Below are 15,952 nucleotides of genomic sequence, written 5' to 3'. Positions count from 1 at the left end.
ATCGCAGAGGCGAACATCCATGAGGCGGCTGAACGAAGAACCCAGAGCGCGACCGCGCGATGTCCTTGCACTTCTTGGTCTGGCTATGACCATGGAAGAAGCGTCGGCGCGGCGCTACGCCGAGCTGGCCACGCGTATGGAAAAGCTGGGCGCAATGGAGATGGCGGGCGCTTTCCATGCGCTCATCGAAGAGCGGAGCGACCATATCGAAGAAATCGTCCGCCGTGCCAATCAGTTGACGGGCGCATCGCCGCCGGCACTTGCCGATCCGCGCGGGTTGCCTTCCGAAATCGCCCGATCGTGGGACGAGGCGGAGGCGAGCGCGCTGCTCAGCCCGTACCGGATCCTTGGCGTTGCGGTGGACAACGAGATGCTGGCTTTCGCCTTCTATTCTTATGTCGCAGCGCAAAGCAACGATGCGACAGTCCGGGCGACGGCGGAGTGGCTCGCCGGAAAGGCGCTCGATCACGCGGCAACACTGCGCGCCGAACGGCGTCGCGCCTATCGACGCGAAGGCGCCGGGCGAGCCCGCGACGAGAGGCCGATGCTTGATGCCTCTTCTCTGCCGGAGTTCGTGCGACAGAGTCGACGACTGGAATCGCGTGCCGCAGCCTTCCACCGACGGATTGCTTCACGGCTTGCCGCTTTGGGTGAGGATGCGGCGTCGAAAACGGTCGCCGAGGTTGCCGAGCGGGAGAGCGCGGCCGGGGTTGAAGGCGCCAACGAGACTGATGAGGCAGCGACAGTGGACCTCGCGCAAGCTGCCACGCCGTCGCCGCTTCTGCGCTCGGCGCTCGGTGAGGCCGAACGGCTGCACCAGGCCTATCTCGACCTCGCCGATCACACCCGCGACGAACAGGTGCTGGTCGCCGCCCAACAGGCGGCGGATCGAACCATGCAGAGCCTGGCCGCCATCGCAGCGCGGTGGCACGTGTTCCGCTGATGCTGCGGGCACCAATTCTGGAGGCGGGATGCGTTCAAACCTAGCTTGGCATCCCGCTCCATCTGTTTGAATAAGCCGCATTTTTTGCGACGTCAGCAAATATCCGCCTGGCAGCAAAAAGTCCCGGCGCGGGCGTACTATTGACCGATCTGCTTGAACAGATCGTCGAAAACCTTCTTGGCCTTGCCGGCCTGATTGACCGACTCAGCTGCCTTCAGATTGCTGCTTGGATCGCCGACCACGACAAGCGCGACCATGCCCATGCCATAGTGGGGATTGCACTTGACTCCGTAGACGCCGGGCTTGGTGAACGTAACCGTGAGATCCTTGTTCATCTGCCCTTTGAACGGCTCGGCACCTTCCGGCAACATACCGGGAATCGATTCGACATCGTGCCCCTTGTCCTTGGCGACGAAATGAACCGTATCGCCGGGCGCAATCTTGAGGAAGGATGGTTCGAGCTGAAACATGCCGTGCTTGCCCATGTTCAACATGGAGACCTCGAATTCGGCGGCGTTCGCAGTGCCGGCCCACGTTAGAACGGCGGCGGCGATGAACGGCATGAGTTTGGTCGAGCGCATTTCTTCTGATTCCCTGGTTGATCTGAATGACGAACTTTACGTGTGGCCGGCTACCTATCAGTCGTATTCGTCACGAACTTTGCGCCAGGACAAACACGCTCCAGAAAATGTGGCTTCGCCTCAATAGCCAACTGCCCGTCAAATCGGGCGCAATAGCTGCCCGCGCTTGCTCAATCGTCACTGCGATGGTGCATGCAGTACCTGTTGAGAGGTAGGAACCCAGGGGTCTTCAGGTCCCACGAACCGGATCGAATTCACGGACTCGGGCTCGCTGGAAATGCGTTTCCGGAGACGCAATAAAGCTGGTGTGACTTTGGCCTATCGCAAAGAAGCACGGGTTTGTCGCCGGCTAGAGTGCTTCAGCAGCACCGAGTAGGAGACCTCCATTGCAGACTTCAGTCCTGGCGAAATATGGCAACGCACGCCTGCCCCGCTATACCAGCTACCCCACCGCACCGAGGTTCTTCTCGGCGGTCGGCATCCACGAATATGGAGACTGGCTGGCGAACCTGCCGGCCGGCGATCCAGTATCGCTGTACCTGCACATTCCGTTCTGCCGGTCGATGTGCTGGTATTGCGGCTGCCATACGACGATAACCCGGCAGGACCGCCCAATCCTCGACTATCTCGGCGTGCTGCGCGAGGAAATCAGCATGGTTGCCGCACGAATTCCTAACCGCCTGCCCGTAGGCGAAGTACATTTCGGCGGCGGCACGCCGACCATCATCTCCTCGGCGGAATTCCTCGCGCTGATGGCGCTTATGCGGGAGCACTTCGCGTTCTCCGACACGACCGGGACCGCCGTCGAGATCGATCCACGCGGGCTTACCGCCGAGATGGCCCATGCGCTGGGCGCCGCAGGTGTCAGCCGCGCAAGCCTCGGCGTCCAGAGCTTCGATCCCGTCGTGCAGAAGGCCATCAACCGCATCCAGAGCAAGGCGCAGACCGCCGAGGCGACCGACCGTCTGCGCAGCGCAGGCGTCGGCGGCATCAATTTCGACCTGATTTATGGCCTGCCGCATCAGACGGTGCAGTCTTGTGTCGAGACTGCCAGTGCGGCGATCGCCATGCTTCCGGATCGCCTGGCCGTGTTTGGCTACGCACACATCCCAACGTTCAAGAAGCACCAGCGGATGATCGACGAAACCAGTCTGCCCGATACCGCGGCACGCAACGAACAGGCTAGAGCGATCGCCGAGACGCTGGTCGCGGCAGGCTACAGGCAAATTGGCCTCGACCACTTCGCGCTGCCTGGAGACGATCTCGTCCAGGCGCAGGAAGCGGGCAGGCTGAGACGCAACTTCCAAGGCTACACCACGGACAATTGCGATACGCTGATCGGCTTCGGCGCCTCCGCAATCGGCCGCATGAAAAGCGGTTATGCGCAAAACGAGGTCGCGCCGGGCCTTTACGCCCAGCAGATCGCCTCCGGGCGGCTAGCGACGGCCAAAGGCTACCGCCTGACCGAAGAGGACAGGGTGCGGGCCGAGATCATCGAGCGGCTGATGTGCGATTTCAGTGCCGACGTTCCAGCGATCTGCAAGGCTTACAGCTTCGAGCCGTCACGACTTCTCGGCGGCAATGACAAGCTTGCAGAACTCGAGCGCGACGGCATCCTCGACGTTGCGGACGGTATAGTGCGCGTTAGCCTGGACCATCGCTTCGTCATCAGAGCGGTCGCCGCGACCTTCGACGCCTATCTCCATCAGTCGAACCGCGCGCATAGCAAAGCGGCATAGTCCGCGTGGAAAGCGCTCGAAACCGGATCAGGTTGAAACCTACAACTCGCGATCGCGGACAGCATCGTCACTACGTTCGGCGATGACCATGAATCGGCCGGCATTGAGCTAGATATGCAAACTCAACCTGAACCCGTCGCGGAACCAGCCTGCGACGGGCAGCAGGCTTTTTTCTACACGAAGGCCATCACAACCACGCCACCTAGGACAATTAGGGCGAGCCCAGCGATAAGCATGGGCAGCAACGTATTGTCCGCCTTTGCGCCGCTTGCTGCTTCGGTGCTAAATACAAGGCTTGGCCACTCTTCGATCACTTCTTCGCTCTCGGAATCTATTTTCATTTTCGCCTCGCTTCGCGTTCTGGCATGCTTGGCATCGCAACGGGCAGTGGCGCCAATCGCCGCTCCGAAGAGCGCCTCGCGTCGCGTGGACATGTCAGTCTCCAATCTCGATCGTCGTCGATGGGGAGAGAAGGTGCACCACATGAAGCGTCTGTTCTTTGCGCTCGCGCAAATTGAACCAAGATAGGTTCGGTGCTTAGTGCGGCGGGAGGGACACCCCTTTTGACTGGATCAGCGCAGATTTATCGCGCCACAAGGGATTCGACGCCTTTCAGCGTCTTGACGGTCCGGACCAGCTTAACCCCGGTCGTCCGTCCGGTGCACCCGCTCTACCGGCCCCGATGCCTGGGAATGGATCTTACTTGCGACACAGCAAAGAACGATCCGATTGCAGCAGTAAGCTAGAGTTAGTCGTGGAACGCGTTGTTCAGATATCCGTTGCGATCCTGACAGATGCAGAACTGTCATGACCGAAGTCTCCCTTACCGACGGGGTCGAATGGTGATCAGCTGCTCGAGTCAGAAAGCTTGCGACAACTTGCGGGACAAAGGTCTGGCCGGGATTTCTTCTGGGGGTTGGATGACTTCGGTTAGATGGGCGGATGGCGCGCCTGAGATCGATGCTGCGGTGGCCGCTCGAGCGATGAAGTTCGCTGTCGAGTATTTCATGCGGCAGATGCAGCTTGGTAACATCAAAGGGCGGGTTGAGCGTGGGATTGGCGAGGACGAGGGCAGATACCGCCTATCCTTGCTTTATCATGATCGGGAGTTGACGATGATTGTCGGCCCAGGTGGCCAGATCATCAGCCAAGAACTGATCATGGCGGCACGGAAGTTTCGTTGGAAGCGAACCTGAATTCTGCGCAGCACGATTTGGGGCACTCGACATGAACCGCTCTGCCGGTTGGCGGCGGTCAAATTGCTACCGAATTCCACGAGGGGAACAATGAAGCAATTAGCAATTTGGTTCATCGTGGCTATAAGCCTCTTGTCCGGAAACAGCTCACCGTCTCCCAGGGAAAACAGTCGGTTGTTGGGCGTGACTTCAATCAGAGGAAGTTCGTTCTCGCGAATAGCGCAGAGCTGGTCTTGCGATCGGCGGCTGACGTGTTGGCAAATCAGCTCCTGTGATGAGGCCCGGTGGTATCTGGACAATTGTTCCTGGGGCGGCAAGCTCGATCGCGACAGCGACGGCATACCATGCGAGTCACTTTGCTGATGTGCGCCGCTCAGCAGCGAACCAGGCAAGCTGCCACAATCAGTTCAGCGGCCTTGTCGACATTGGGATGGCGATGGAGAGCTGCCATCCCAATGCTTCAGCTTCATGCCCTGAATGCGGGGGACGTTCTCAGCAATGATCTGGAACGGTATCCAGTTGATCGCTTACCCGTGCAAGCATGTTGAGCTTCAGCCTACCCTGATGCTGGGCAGGTAGCGGCGACTGCAGAGCCTGTGCGTAGTCAAAATCCACTCCGGTAAGCGCACTGTAGATGGCGAGGCCGACCGCCCGCGCCATTACTGGCGGCAGGGCGTTGCCAATTTGTCGTTTCTGCGGGTGTTGCGAGCCGCAGAACACCCAGTCGTCCGGAAAGCCCTGAAGCCGCGCGCCCATTTTCATCGTGAACTGGAAAGGCGAATTTTTCGGGTGGCTCGCCGAGGGGGCGCTCTTTGCGATTCCCAAGGGATCGATCCCGAGATCCACCCAGGCCTGCTTCCGCAAATTGGCACTGAACGCCAGCCTTCCAGATTGCTCGGACCCTCCGACAATAGTCGGCCCAATCTTGTTTGCCTTTTTCCTGGCCCAATCTTCCGCTCCCTCCCATCCGTTTGCGGCCACGAGATCGAGTAGAGCTTCGCCGACGGTGGTTCTCCATTCCGGAAATTTGGGCGGCATGCTGAAGCGGCCGATCGGAACATCCCGAAATCCGACAAACGCTACCCTCGGCCGATTTTGAGCCAATCCGTAATCGCTGCCAAAGAAGCTGAATACCTGCGTGTCGTAGCCAAGCTCCTTGAACTTCCGATGAAGTTCCGCACGATAGGCCGAGTTTGCCCTGAAGCCGAACCCCTCGACGTTTTCGAAGAAGAAGGCCTTTGGGGCGACCTCGCCGACAATTCGAACGGCTTCCATGAAGAGATCGCGCTCATCTTGGTGGCCCTTCTGCAAGCCCATGCTCGAATGAGGCTGGCATGGGACCCCGCCGGCGACCAGGTCGATTTTTCCGCGGTATGCAGTAAAATCCACATTCGCAATGTCGCCCTGCCGGACCGGACCGAGCGCCCTGTTGGCTTTCAGGGTCGCGACCGCATTCTTGTTTCGCTCGTAGATACAGACGGCGTCGAAACCTGCGGCGTGGAGCCCGAGCGCTTGGCCTCCCGCACCAGCGCAGATCTCAATCGAGCTGAGCCGATAGGGAGGGTCGATCACCGTTTTTGCGACTGCGGCAGGCAATTTCCTATGCTTCAACTGCTCTTGCGAAATGCCGTTGTCGTTGAAAAGCCAAAGCACGCTTTCCACCGCAGCGCGGTCCAGGAAGTCGTGGCTCGTGTCGTATGGGTTGCCGCTTTCCGGATCGACCGACTGGAATTCTCCCAAGGCCAAGCTCTTCAGGCTGTCGTGCGCTCGAGCGAGCCAAACAGTCTCGTCGGGATTGCCCTGGTAATGGAACTCCCATGCGGCCGGAAGCGCTGCCGTATCGAAAAGTTCCTCGAAGCGGGCCAGACAATCGCCAGCTTCCTGCATGAGCGAAATGCGCTTGTCGATCAAATCGTCGCGTGAGCGGGTATCGTCATAACCGTCGTTGTAGAAATCGATGAGGGATTGCGCGAACGGCAGAAACTGATTGCCAAAGGATTCGACTTTCGACTGCGCTTTCAATTCTGCAGCTGAACGTAGCGCCTTCCGGCGTCGGCGTTCCTGCTCGACACCAGGATCCTTTGCATCGTTGACATGGCGGCGCTTGATTGCCGCGACGTCGCTTGAAGCCACGAAACTTCCCAGCGCGATCTTCTCTACGACTTCGTCCCTGACAGCTGTCGGAGCCGCGACCAGGGCTTTGATGGTGGCGAAGGAAACGGCCCCCTTCATGATCGTCTCGCGATGAGTTCCAAGGGCCTCGGTGAACTTCAGATAGGTCCGGAGATCGCTTCTATTCAGGCCGCACTCGGATACGAGAAATGCCTTCAGCTTGGATTCCGGCAGTTCGGTGCGAGCTACGTTGAGCTCCGACGCGATATCCAGAAACGCTTTAGTCATCGCCTTCTGGCGGGCGCGTACACGCTCCTTGATTGCGTGCAGCCGCTCGCTCTGTGTATCAGCCGGCGTGGCCCCAGGGCCTTCCGGCCGGACCGCCACGTTTTCGTATGATTGAGTTTCGTTGAAATCCACGTTGCCCTCTCCGGTTGCGAGCGGACTTGTGGATGCCAATCTCCTTCGGCGGCATCAAAAACGTCGATAAAATTTGAAGGACCGATCGATTTTACAGAGAGCAGTCAAATAATCGGGCATCGTTCTTCGCCGGATTTTTCACTGGCTACATTTGGATCCGTGCATGTTGTCTTGCCAGGATAGCAAACTACTCCCGCGACTCATGTTGGAATGGAACCAAATTTTCTCTCAATCAATCGCGGGTCCGTAGCTCAGCGGTGGCTTCCAAAACGCGGTTGCAATGACACGACCTGACTCACAATGGAGAACTCAGTCTTCCAGAACGTCCGTTGTTTCCAACGGCCCACCTTTCGTGAGAAGGCCTTTCGCAATGGGCGACGATCCAGTGCGCTCAAGGGTGACTTTGAACACACGCCGACTGTCGCGGACCGTCTGAGGTCCGTTCTGCGCCGCCGCCGCGAGAAGGTCATCAAACCGTTCGCGGGCTTCGCGCACGCTCCAGGTTCTGGTTCTCTTGCTCGATGCTGCCTGATCGCGGGGAGCACGCCCCATTCAAAACCTCCTGCCGTCCGGCTCGTTAACGGATTGCCGGTGACTCTTAAATATGGGTTCTGTCACCTTAACACCACGGACAGTTCCTGTGAGCCCACGATCGATAATGTACGTGCTCGACACGAACGTGCTGAGCGCACTGGCACACAAGCGGCCCAATCCGAAGGTCGTTGACTGGGTTGGCAATCTTCGCGCCCCTATCGCCATTCCCTTCAGCGCGGTATTTGAAATACAGAGGGGAATTTCCATGCTCAAGCCTAAAGATGCACAACGGGCCGCCAGCCTTGCGAAATGGCTGAAATCATTGCTCGAGTCCGATGTGATCTTTCTTGCGATGGATGCCCCGGTTGCCCAACTCTATGCAGACATGACGCTGGTTCCTGCCTTGCAGGACCTTTGGGTCCCCTGCAAGCACGCCAAGAAGCCGGGGCAAGACCTAGCGATCGCAGCGACGGCGATCGCTCACCGCGCCGTTGTAGCCTCCATGAATACTAAGGACTTTGTCCGTATCGACCGCTATTTCCGACTCCGCGGCTTGTTCAACCCCGACTGCGGTAAGTGGGACATTCCCCTTGCAAGTGCCCGCAGGTCATCCGCGGCCCAGACACATGAAAAGGAGCAGCAGCGATGGCACCATCGCCCCCTTCCCTCGCAACGAAGCAGGCTTTTTCCCGTGTGCCCTCAATTTCCATTTGCCCAGGCGTCGAGGGCAGCAACCGAGAACCTGGCGGTCATGTGATGACAACCGCAGCAATCAATTTCGGAGCCTTCTTTTTGTTTGATCGAAGTGCCGATTTTTCGGAAGTCACTCCATGAAACAATCGGGGCACGGAATCCAATTAAGTGCGACCGATTTGGTCGGCCACCTGAACTGCCGCCATCTCACGAGCCTGGACCGTGCCGTTGCACAAGGCGCGCTTGCCAAACCTGCTGTTTTCGATCCGTTCCTTGAAATCCTATGGGAACGCGGCGCTATTCATGAACAGGCCTATCTCGACCATCTGAAGGCTTCGGGTCTCGACGCCGTGCGAGTAGACGGCGTCGATATTACCGCATCGAGTGCCGAACAAACGTTGAAGGCGATGCGCACCGGCGTCCCGATCATCGTGCAGGCAGCTTTGCTGAACGGCCGCTGGAGCGGGCGGGCCGACGTCCTTCGCCGGGTCGAGGTACCGTCCGGGCTTGGCGGCTGGTCCTACGAGGTCGTCGACACCAAGCTGGCCCGCGAAACCAAGGGCGGGACGGTACTCCAGCTTTGCCTCTACTCGGATCTCCTCGCAGCAGCTCAAGGGTTGGCGCCGGAGTTCATGTATGTGGTGCCTCCCTGGTCAGAGTTCGTCCCCCAGCAGTATCGCTTCGCCGATTACGGAGCGTTCTATCGCCGGGCCAAATCGGCGCTGGAACGGAGCGTCGACGAGGCAGATGGGATCGACACCTATCCGGATCCCAACATCCACTGCGAGGTTTGCCGCTGGAGCATGCAATGTGACAAGCGGCGCAGAGACGACGATCACCTCTGTCTCGTGGCCAACATTTCCAAAGTGCAGATGAACGAGCTTAAAGCCCGGGGCGTGAGCACGATGGAAGCGCTTGCAAGCATGCCCTTGCCGCTGGCTTGGAAGCCCGAGCGAGGCTCGGCCCATTCTTATGGGCGGGTTCGGGAGCAGGCACGGGTGCAAGCCGAGGGCCGCGCCAACGGCCGACTAAGCTACGAACTCCTTCCGGTCGAGACAGGTTTCGGACTGAGCCGTCTCCCAGCCCCCTCGGACGGCGACATCTTTCTCGATTTGGAAGGCGACCCGTTCGTCGGCGAACATGGGCTGGAATACCTGTTCGGATACCATTTCAGGAATGACGCCGGCGATTGGACCTACATAGGAGATTGGGCCCTTACCCGAGCCGATGAGAAACGAGCCTTCGAAAAGTTCATCGACTTCGCGACCGCCCGGCAGGAGCGATATCCAGACCTGCATATCTATCACTACGCAGCATACGAGCCCGGTGCCATGAAACGGCTGATGGGTCGCTATGCGACGCGCGAAGAAGAACTCGACACCATGCTGCGGGCCACGAGGCTCGTCGACCTTTACAGCGTCGTGCGCAACGGCCTTCGAGCCAGTGTGGAAAGCTATTCCATCAAGAGGCTGGAGCCGTTCTACGGATTTAAGCGCGAGACGGCTCTGCGGGATGCAAACGTTGCCCTCATGAGCCTGCAGGCGAGCCTGGAACTCAGTCAACACGAAGACATTCGACAAGAGGACCGGTCTGTCGTCGAGGGTTACAACCGGGACGACTGCGTTTCGACGAAATTTCTCCGCGACTGGCTGGAAGAACTCCGGTCACAGGCGATCGCGCTAGGTGCACAAATAGATCGTCCTGGTGTGGACGACGGAGTCGCCAATGAGAACGTATCGGCCTGGCTTGATAAGATTAACCCATTGATCGAGCGACTGACGGCGGGCGTGCCGGTCGATCGGGGTGAGCGCGACGAGCAACAGCATGCGCGATGGATTCTCGCCAACATTCTTGACTGGCATCGGCGTGAAGCAAAAGCGACATGGTGGGAATTCTTCCGCCTGCGCGATCTTACGGCGGAAGAACTAACAGATGAACGCAGCGGCCTCTCGGGCCTGACATTTGTCGGCGAAGTCGCAGGGGCCGGAAGACTGCCGACGCACCGTTATTCGTTCATTCAGCAGGACACCGACCTTCGCGGCGACGAAGACCTTCACAGCGTCGGCGGGGATAAGATCGGAACGGCCGTTGCCGTGTCGCAAGATAGCCGCACGATCGACATCAAGAAGACCGGGAAGTTTGTCGACGTCCATCCGGAAGCCATCTACGGATTCAAGAATTTCGGCGCCGAAGAACAGGCCAAATCCCTGGTGCGGATCGGCGAATATGTAGCGGATCACGGGATCCTCGGTGACGGCCCCTATCGCGCGGCGCGAGATCTACTGTGAATCGGCGTGCAAAATTGACCCCATAAGCCGGGGAATCGGCGTCCAATTTTGACCCCCTGATGCTTTGATTTTGCGACCATCAGCTCGTCGTGGCGAGCGGATGGTGTGGGGATGAAGTCGGTGGATACGATTGCCCGGGTTCGGCGCGCATTCCATGTGCAAGGATGGTCGCTCAAGCGGATTTGCCGCGAACTGCATGTGTCGCGCAACACGGTCCGTAAGATTCTCAGATCCAATGAGACATCGTTCTCCTACGAACGCGAGCGGCAGCCCAAGCCGAAGATCGGTCCGTGGCAGGATCAGCTTGACGGGTTTTTGAATGGCAACCGTGGCAAGGCGGCGCGCGAGCAACTGACACTAATCCGGATTTACGAAGAGCTTTGCAGTCTCGGCTACGAGGGTGGCTATGACGCCGTCCGCCGCTACGCGAAGAGTTGGGCGAAGGCGCAGGGGTCGGCTACGGCGGACGCCTATGTGCCGCTGTTCTTCGCGCCGGGCGAGGCCTACCAGTTCGACTGGAGCCACGAGATCGTCCTGATCAACGGCGTGACGGTGACCGTGAAGGTCGCCCATGTCCGGCTCTGCCACAGCCGCATGATGTTCGTCAGGGCCTATCCGCGCGAGACGCAGGAGATGGTGTTCGACGCCCATGACAGGGCCTTTGCCTTCTTCGGCGGCGCCTGCACGCGCGGCATCTACGACAACATGAAGACGGCGGTGGAAACGATCTTTGTTGGCAAGGACCGCCAATACAATCGCCGCCTCCTGCAGATGTGCAGCCATTATCTGGTGCAGCCGGTCGCCTGCACGCCAGCGTCGGGCTGGGAGAAGGGTCAGGTCGAGAACCAGGTCGGGCTGGTGCGCGAGCGCTTCTTCACGCCCAGGCTGCGCTTCAAGACCTATGAGGAGCTGAACGCCTGGCTGCAGGACAAGTGCGTCGCCTACGCCAAGGCGCACCGTCACGTCGAGCAACCGGAACGAACGATCTGGAACGTGTTCGAGGAAGAGCGCGGCAAGCTGGTAGAATATCGCGGCCCCTTCGACGGATTCCATACGGTGCCGGCCTCGGTGTCGAAGACCTGCACGGTTCGCTTCGACACCAACAAATACTCTGTCCTGTCGACGGCCGTCGGCCGCCCGGTCGAGATCCATGCCTATGCCGACAGGATCGTCATCCGCCAGGACGGCGTGGTCGTCGCCGAACATGCCCGCTCCTTCGGGCGGAACGAGACGGTCTACGATCCCTGGCATTACGTCCCTGTACTTGCCCGCAAGCCCGGTGCGCTGCGCAACGGCGCGCCATTCCGGGACTGGGCTCTGCCACCGGCAATGGAGCGGGTGCGGCGGAGATTGAAGGCGGCGCATGACGGCGATCGGCAGATGGTGTCGATCCTGGCCACGGTTTTGACCGACGGCATCGATGCCGTGGAGGCTGCCTGCCAGGACGCGCTCGATCAGAATGTCTGCTCATCCGCCGTCATCATCAACATCCTGGCGCGGCGGCGCGATCCGGCGCCGGCAGTCACCATTCTCACCCCGGACGCTCTTCGCCTGCAGCACGAACCGCAAGCCGACTGCGCCCGCTACGACAGCCTCAGGAGGGCAAGTTGATGGAACGCACGCAGGTTCTGGAACTGATGGGCACGCTGAAGCTCTACGGGATGCGGGGCGCCTATGACGAGGTCATGGCGACAGGCATCAAGCGCCAGCACGAGCCGCCGAGGATCGTCGGCGATCTGCTATCGGCCGAGATTGCCGAGAAGCAGGCCCGCTCCATCAAATACCAGCTCACCGTCGCCAAGCTGCCGATCGCCAAGGACATCGATGAGTTCGACTTCGACGGCACGCCGGTCAATGAGGTGCTGGTCCGGGACCTTGCCAACGGCACCTTCGTCGCCGACCAGCGCAACGCCGTGCTCATCGGCGGCACCGGAACCGGCAAGTCGCATCTGGCAATCGCTCTTGCACGCGCCCTGATCCGCAACGGCTCACGTGGCCGTTTCTTCAACGTCGTCGATCTCGTCAACCGGCTCGAGATCGAGCACCGCGGCGGCAAGCAGGGCCGTATCGCCGACTACCTCACCCGGCTCGACTTCGTCGTGCTCGATGAACTCGGCTATCTGCCCTTTGCCCAGGCCGGCGGGCAATTGCTCTTCCACCTGATCAGCAGGCTCTATGAACGGACCTCGATCATCGTCACCACCAACCTGGCGTTCGGAGAATGGCCCGCCGTCTTCGGCGACGCCAAGATGACGACAGCGCTGCTCGACCGTCTCACCCATCATTGCGAGATCATCGAGACCGGAAACGAATCCTGGCGCTTCAAGAACCGCGCCTGATCACCCCGTCAAGCTGCCAAGCGCTATCCGCCGCGCATTACAGAAGGGGGTCAAAATTGGACGCCGATCGAGGGTCAGTTTTGGAAGCCGTTTGACATCCAAGAGCATTAGCGCTGCCTCCCATTCCCGCTTCCCTGCGGCTCAAGCAACACGTCGATGGACGCAGCCCCCCGTTGGTGGTGATGAAAGCCAAGTAGAACAGCGTCGGCGAAGCCAGCGGCCAACGCAAAGCGGCGAGGGCAGACGAAGCTCAGTCGGCAAAGTCGACATAACACTTCCGACTCTCTTCAATCGGCTGAACCAGGCGGGCAGCCCGATCGCGGGAGAGTAGCCCCTCCCGTGGCCGCTCGCGGTGCATGGATCAGGGGCAGCTCGTGAACAAATCACAGAACGGAGAACGCTTTTTCGTCGGCCCCAGCGGCCGACATGGAGATATGCCATGTCCAACGATCAGATCTTTCGCCTCACTACAAAAGACTACACCATCCTCGAAGTCATGCTCGACCGCCGCCTTGGGCGTGACGATCCTTTGGTCCCGATCCTCCAGCGCAAGCTGTCGGCCGCCATCGTGACGTCCCGAGAGGATATCCCGGCAAACGTTGTGACACTTAGCAGCCGGGTCACTTACAGGGTGAACGATGCTCCGGCGGAAACGCGCATCGTTACCCATGACGAGATGCGCGGCCTAGTCGGGTCGGTTCTGTCGATCACCAATCCACGCGGACTCGCTCTTCTAGGCTTGGCCGAAGGCGAGCGGATGACGTTCGCGAGGGCGGACGGAAGCGAAGAAACCATATCGGTAGAAAATGTGGTTTATCAGCCCGAGGCCTCCCTTCGAGAAAAGGCCAAGCTCGGCCAAGTGGCGGAAAGTGGGCAAGCAGCGCTCCAGCCCGCTCCGGGAACCGTGCATGGTTCAGGAAACATTCTCCTACGGGCAGCCAAGACGATGTTCATGACCGATTCAAGCGGATTCGATGATCCCGGACCGTCGGCTGCTTAGCAGGCTGACGATGTATTGCTATGGGCGCGGGCGTGATCGGTGTCACGTCCGCGTGGCGCATCGAGAAGGTCGTTAGCGCCATTTAGGAAGGGCAGCGGAGATCGCCGTTTGGTATGATTCCGAGATGATTGGCGTGACACGTTGGTAGACAATGCAATTTGTCTGGGGCGATCCCGTTCACACCTACTCACACAACGGTGCTAGCTGTTCTACGAAACCGTTCGTCGACACGTGCGTTTTGTTCTGTACGATTTATCTGAGGTTCCATCATGTACGAAGCGTGGTTTTCCAAGCCGGTGTCAGTCACCACCGGCATCGGTGGAGACATTCGCAATCTCTTGAACGCTCAACAAGCGACAGATTTGCTTGGAGGCAATTGGCGCGATGCAGGAAGTCAAAAACATCGGTCCGCGTTGAGAGCTTGCCGGCAGGCCATAACCGGTGGCGTTTCCGCCGATGTTGCAAGAGAAGTTTTTGTCGAAGCTGCCCGGGAGGCGCATATTTTGGTTGAATGAGATCGCAGCTTGTGCGGCGGATTCCTCGTTCGGCCTCCAAGGTCCTCCATTCGTCGGCGGGAATCCGGTCAGTCGGCCGTTTGAAAGTCCCTCAAGCATACACAATACCGTATCGCGATTGAGAGCCGCGTAATTGCTGGCGAGGTAGATCGACCGCGTTTCGAGAAAGCTCGCATCTAGTGCGCGTTCAACCAACGCGGTCTTGTTCAGCGCCATCCTGTTTTCTACGGCGGGCGCCGAAGCCCAGCAATGCCGAACGGTCGCGTTCCTCGGCTTGTTTCCTGGACCGCACGCGCATCATATCCTTCCAGCCGACATAGCCGACCAACTGCGAGCCTTCACGGGTGACGACGGGCAGATGGGAGACGTTGGCCAGCAGCAGTTTGTCGGAAAGGCCTTCGAGATACTCATCCGGATAGGCGAGCGTCACCTTGCTGCCGGCCAGCAACGCGCCAAGCGTCGTGGTGCGATGAGTGCCGGCACGGCGCCAGCGCAATATCGCCGGCGGATCGATGAGGCCGAGCACCTGCCTGTTTTCATCGACAACCGGAAAGCTCGGATGCCGTGTTTCCGGCGCGGTCAGGAACGCCGCCGCGCCATGCAGCGTCATCGTCGCCGGCACGCTCTCGACCTCTGAGGTCATCACCTCGCGCACCCTGGTCAAGGCGAAGGGATCGACGCGATATTCACGAACCAGATGATGTCCTCTTCTGGCGATCTTCTCGGTCAGGATCGAACGCTTCATCAGCAGCACGGTGACCGCGTGCGCTGTCACACACGCTGCGATCAGCGGCACGAGGACGTGGGTGTTGCCTGTCAACTCGGCGGCGAAGAAGGTCGCGGTCAGGGGAGCCCGCATCGTGCCACCCATGGTGGCTGCCATTGCCAGCAATGCCCAGAAGCCCGGATCCGCCGCAGGCAGAACGCCGGCGAGCACTGCTCCCATCGCCCCGCCCATGATCAGCAGCGGCGCCAGCACGCCTCCGGATGTCCCTGACCCCAGCGCAACCGACCATATGATGGCTTTCACCACCAGGAGGATTAGTGCCGCGGTCGCGATCGTGCGGCCGTCGAGCATGTCGGCGATATTGTCATAGCCGACGCCGAGCGCGTGCGGTTCGATCAACCCGCCTATGCCGACAACCAGACCGCCCAGCATCGGCCACCACATCCAGTGAATGGGCAGCTTCTGGAAGCCGTCCTCGCAGGCATAGACCATCTGCGTCAGCAGCCCCGACAACAGTCCTGCGCAGACTCCGATCGCGACCCAGCCGGCAAGGCCGACAAAGGACACCTCCATGCCACCCTGGAACGGAAAGATCGGTCCGGGCAGATGCAACATCGTGCGCTCGACCTCGGCAATGATCGCCGCGACCGCCACCGGAATGAAGCTGCGCGGGGTCCATTCGAAAAGCAGCAGTTCGACCGCCAGCATGATGGCAGCGATCGGTGTTCCGAAGACCGTGGTCATCCCCGCTGCCGCACCCGCCACCAGCAGTGTCTTGCGCTCATTGTCGCTGACCGGCAGCATCTGCGCGATCAGCGAGCCGATCGCGCCGCCGGTCATGATGATCGGCCCCTCGGCGCCGAAC

13 protein-coding genes and 1 pseudogene are annotated in these 15,952 nt (G+C 59.8%); 10 read left to right on the top strand and 4 right to left on the bottom strand.

The window, feature by feature from the left end; translation table 11 throughout:
- Nucleotides 1-91 precede the first annotated feature (91 nt).
- Nucleotides 92-943, top strand: coding sequence for a ferritin family protein (locus tag FJ546_RS28770; RefSeq protein ID WP_140892491.1), 852 nt, complete (start codon nt 92-94; stop codon nt 941-943).
- A gap of 137 nt (nt 944-1,080) precedes the next feature.
- Here the strand turns inward: FJ546_RS28770 and FJ546_RS28765 are convergent, their stop codons facing one another.
- Nucleotides 1,081-1,506 (bottom strand): pseudoazurin, encoded by a 426-nt coding sequence (locus FJ546_RS28765; RefSeq protein WP_224570049.1) that lies wholly within the window; start codon nt 1,504-1,506, stop codon nt 1,081-1,083.
- Between the two features lie 404 nt (nt 1,507-1,910).
- On the opposite strand from FJ546_RS28765, the gene hemN reads away from it, so the two are divergent.
- Nucleotides 1,911-3,263, top strand: coding sequence for an oxygen-independent coproporphyrinogen III oxidase (hemN, locus tag FJ546_RS28760; protein WP_140892487.1), 1,353 nt, complete (start codon nt 1,911-1,913; stop codon nt 3,261-3,263).
- Nucleotides 3,264-3,436: 173 nt separating this feature from the next.
- On the opposite strand, the gene FJ546_RS28755 is transcribed toward hemN, so the two are convergent.
- Nucleotides 3,437-3,697, bottom strand: coding sequence for a hypothetical protein (locus FJ546_RS28755; protein WP_140892486.1), 261 nt, complete (start codon nt 3,695-3,697; stop codon nt 3,437-3,439).
- 486 nt (nt 3,698-4,183) lie between these two features.
- Between FJ546_RS28755 and FJ546_RS28750 the strand changes: the two genes are divergently transcribed.
- Together FJ546_RS28750 and FJ546_RS28745 are read left to right on the top strand one after the other, a co-directional pair.
- A complete protein-coding gene (locus FJ546_RS28750; RefSeq protein WP_140892484.1) occupies nt 4,184-4,459 on the top strand; it encodes a DUF6522 family protein in 276 nt (91 codons plus the stop codon).
- 90 nt (nt 4,460-4,549) lie between these two features.
- Nucleotides 4,550-4,822 (top strand): excalibur calcium-binding domain-containing protein, encoded by a 273-nt coding sequence (locus FJ546_RS28745; protein WP_140892482.1) that lies wholly within the window; start codon nt 4,550-4,552, stop codon nt 4,820-4,822.
- Between the two features lie 129 nt (nt 4,823-4,951).
- On the opposite strand, the gene dcm is transcribed toward FJ546_RS28745, so the two are convergent.
- Nucleotides 4,952-6,991: a DNA (cytosine-5-)-methyltransferase gene (gene dcm, locus FJ546_RS28740; RefSeq protein WP_140892481.1), complete on the bottom strand. Its 2,040-nt coding sequence runs from the start codon at nt 6,989-6,991 to the stop codon at nt 4,952-4,954.
- Nucleotides 6,992-7,649: 658 nt separating this feature from the next.
- Here dcm and FJ546_RS28735 point away from each other — a divergent pair.
- The 6 genes and pseudogenes from FJ546_RS28735 (at nt 7,650) to FJ546_RS28710 (ending at nt 14,360) form a co-directional block, all read left to right on the top strand.
- On the top strand, nt 7,650-8,282 hold the full coding sequence (locus FJ546_RS28735; RefSeq protein ID WP_181168130.1) for a PIN domain-containing protein: 633 nt from the start codon (nt 7,650-7,652) through the stop codon (nt 8,280-8,282).
- A 73-nt stretch (nt 8,283-8,355) separates the two neighbouring features.
- Nucleotides 8,356-10,506: a TM0106 family RecB-like putative nuclease gene (locus FJ546_RS28730; RefSeq protein ID WP_140892477.1), complete on the top strand. Its 2,151-nt coding sequence runs from the start codon at nt 8,356-8,358 to the stop codon at nt 10,504-10,506.
- A gap of 111 nt (nt 10,507-10,617) precedes the next feature.
- A pseudogene (istA, locus tag FJ546_RS28725) lies at nt 10,618-12,184 on the top strand (IS21 family transposase).
- On the top strand, nt 12,117-12,845 hold the full coding sequence (gene istB, locus FJ546_RS28720; protein ID WP_140892474.1) for an IS21-like element helper ATPase IstB: 729 nt from the start codon (nt 12,117-12,119) through the stop codon (nt 12,843-12,845). Before istA ends, istB begins: the two are co-directional and overlap by 68 nt.
- A gap of 439 nt (nt 12,846-13,284) precedes the next feature.
- Complete coding sequence (locus FJ546_RS28715; RefSeq protein WP_140892473.1) at nt 13,285-13,845, top strand: GreA/GreB family elongation factor; 561 nt, start codon at nt 13,285-13,287, stop codon at nt 13,843-13,845.
- A 269-nt stretch (nt 13,846-14,114) separates the two neighbouring features.
- Nucleotides 14,115-14,360 (top strand): DUF982 domain-containing protein, encoded by a 246-nt coding sequence (locus FJ546_RS28710; protein ID WP_140892471.1) that lies wholly within the window; start codon nt 14,115-14,117, stop codon nt 14,358-14,360.
- 187 nt (nt 14,361-14,547) lie between these two features.
- Here the strand turns inward: FJ546_RS28710 and FJ546_RS28705 are convergent.
- Nucleotides 14,548-15,952, bottom strand: a 1,405-nt coding sequence (locus tag FJ546_RS28705; RefSeq protein WP_140892469.1) for a chloride channel protein, incomplete at its 5' end; no start/stop codon positions are given.

Source organism: Mesorhizobium sp. B2-4-19 (assembly GCF_006441315.1).
Lineage (GTDB): Bacteria > Pseudomonadota > Alphaproteobacteria > Rhizobiales > Rhizobiaceae > Mesorhizobium.
The sequence above is the reverse complement of the archived record's forward strand: the minus strand, read 5'-3'. Positions and strand labels throughout refer to the sequence as shown.

What these genes read in the sequence shown, in the direction of transcription:
- istB (WP_140892474.1), top strand. Translation starts at nt 12,117, where the DNA reads ATGGAACGCACGCAGGTTCTGGAACTGATGGGCACGCTGAAGCTCTAC.
- FJ546_RS28730 (WP_140892477.1), top strand. Translation starts at nt 8,356, where the DNA reads ATGAAACAATCGGGGCACGGAATCCAATTAAGTGCGACCGATTTGGTC.
- FJ546_RS28765 (WP_224570049.1), bottom strand. Translation starts at nt 1,506, where the DNA reads ATGCCGTTCATCGCCGCCGCCGTTCTAACGTGGGCCGGCACTGCGAAC.
- FJ546_RS28770 (WP_140892491.1), top strand. Translation starts at nt 92, where the DNA reads ATGGAAGAAGCGTCGGCGCGGCGCTACGCCGAGCTGGCCACGCGTATG.
- FJ546_RS28710 (WP_140892471.1), top strand. Translation starts at nt 14,115, where the DNA reads ATGTACGAAGCGTGGTTTTCCAAGCCGGTGTCAGTCACCACCGGCATC.
- FJ546_RS28755 (WP_140892486.1), bottom strand. Translation starts at nt 3,697, where the DNA reads ATGTCCACGCGACGCGAGGCGCTCTTCGGAGCGGCGATTGGCGCCACT.
- FJ546_RS28745 (WP_140892482.1), top strand. Translation starts at nt 4,550, where the DNA reads ATGAAGCAATTAGCAATTTGGTTCATCGTGGCTATAAGCCTCTTGTCC.
- FJ546_RS28735 (WP_181168130.1), top strand. Translation starts at nt 7,650, where the DNA reads ATGTACGTGCTCGACACGAACGTGCTGAGCGCACTGGCACACAAGCGG.
- FJ546_RS28715 (WP_140892473.1), top strand. Translation starts at nt 13,285, where the DNA reads ATGTCCAACGATCAGATCTTTCGCCTCACTACAAAAGACTACACCATC.
- FJ546_RS28750 (WP_140892484.1), top strand. Translation starts at nt 4,184, where the DNA reads ATGACTTCGGTTAGATGGGCGGATGGCGCGCCTGAGATCGATGCTGCG.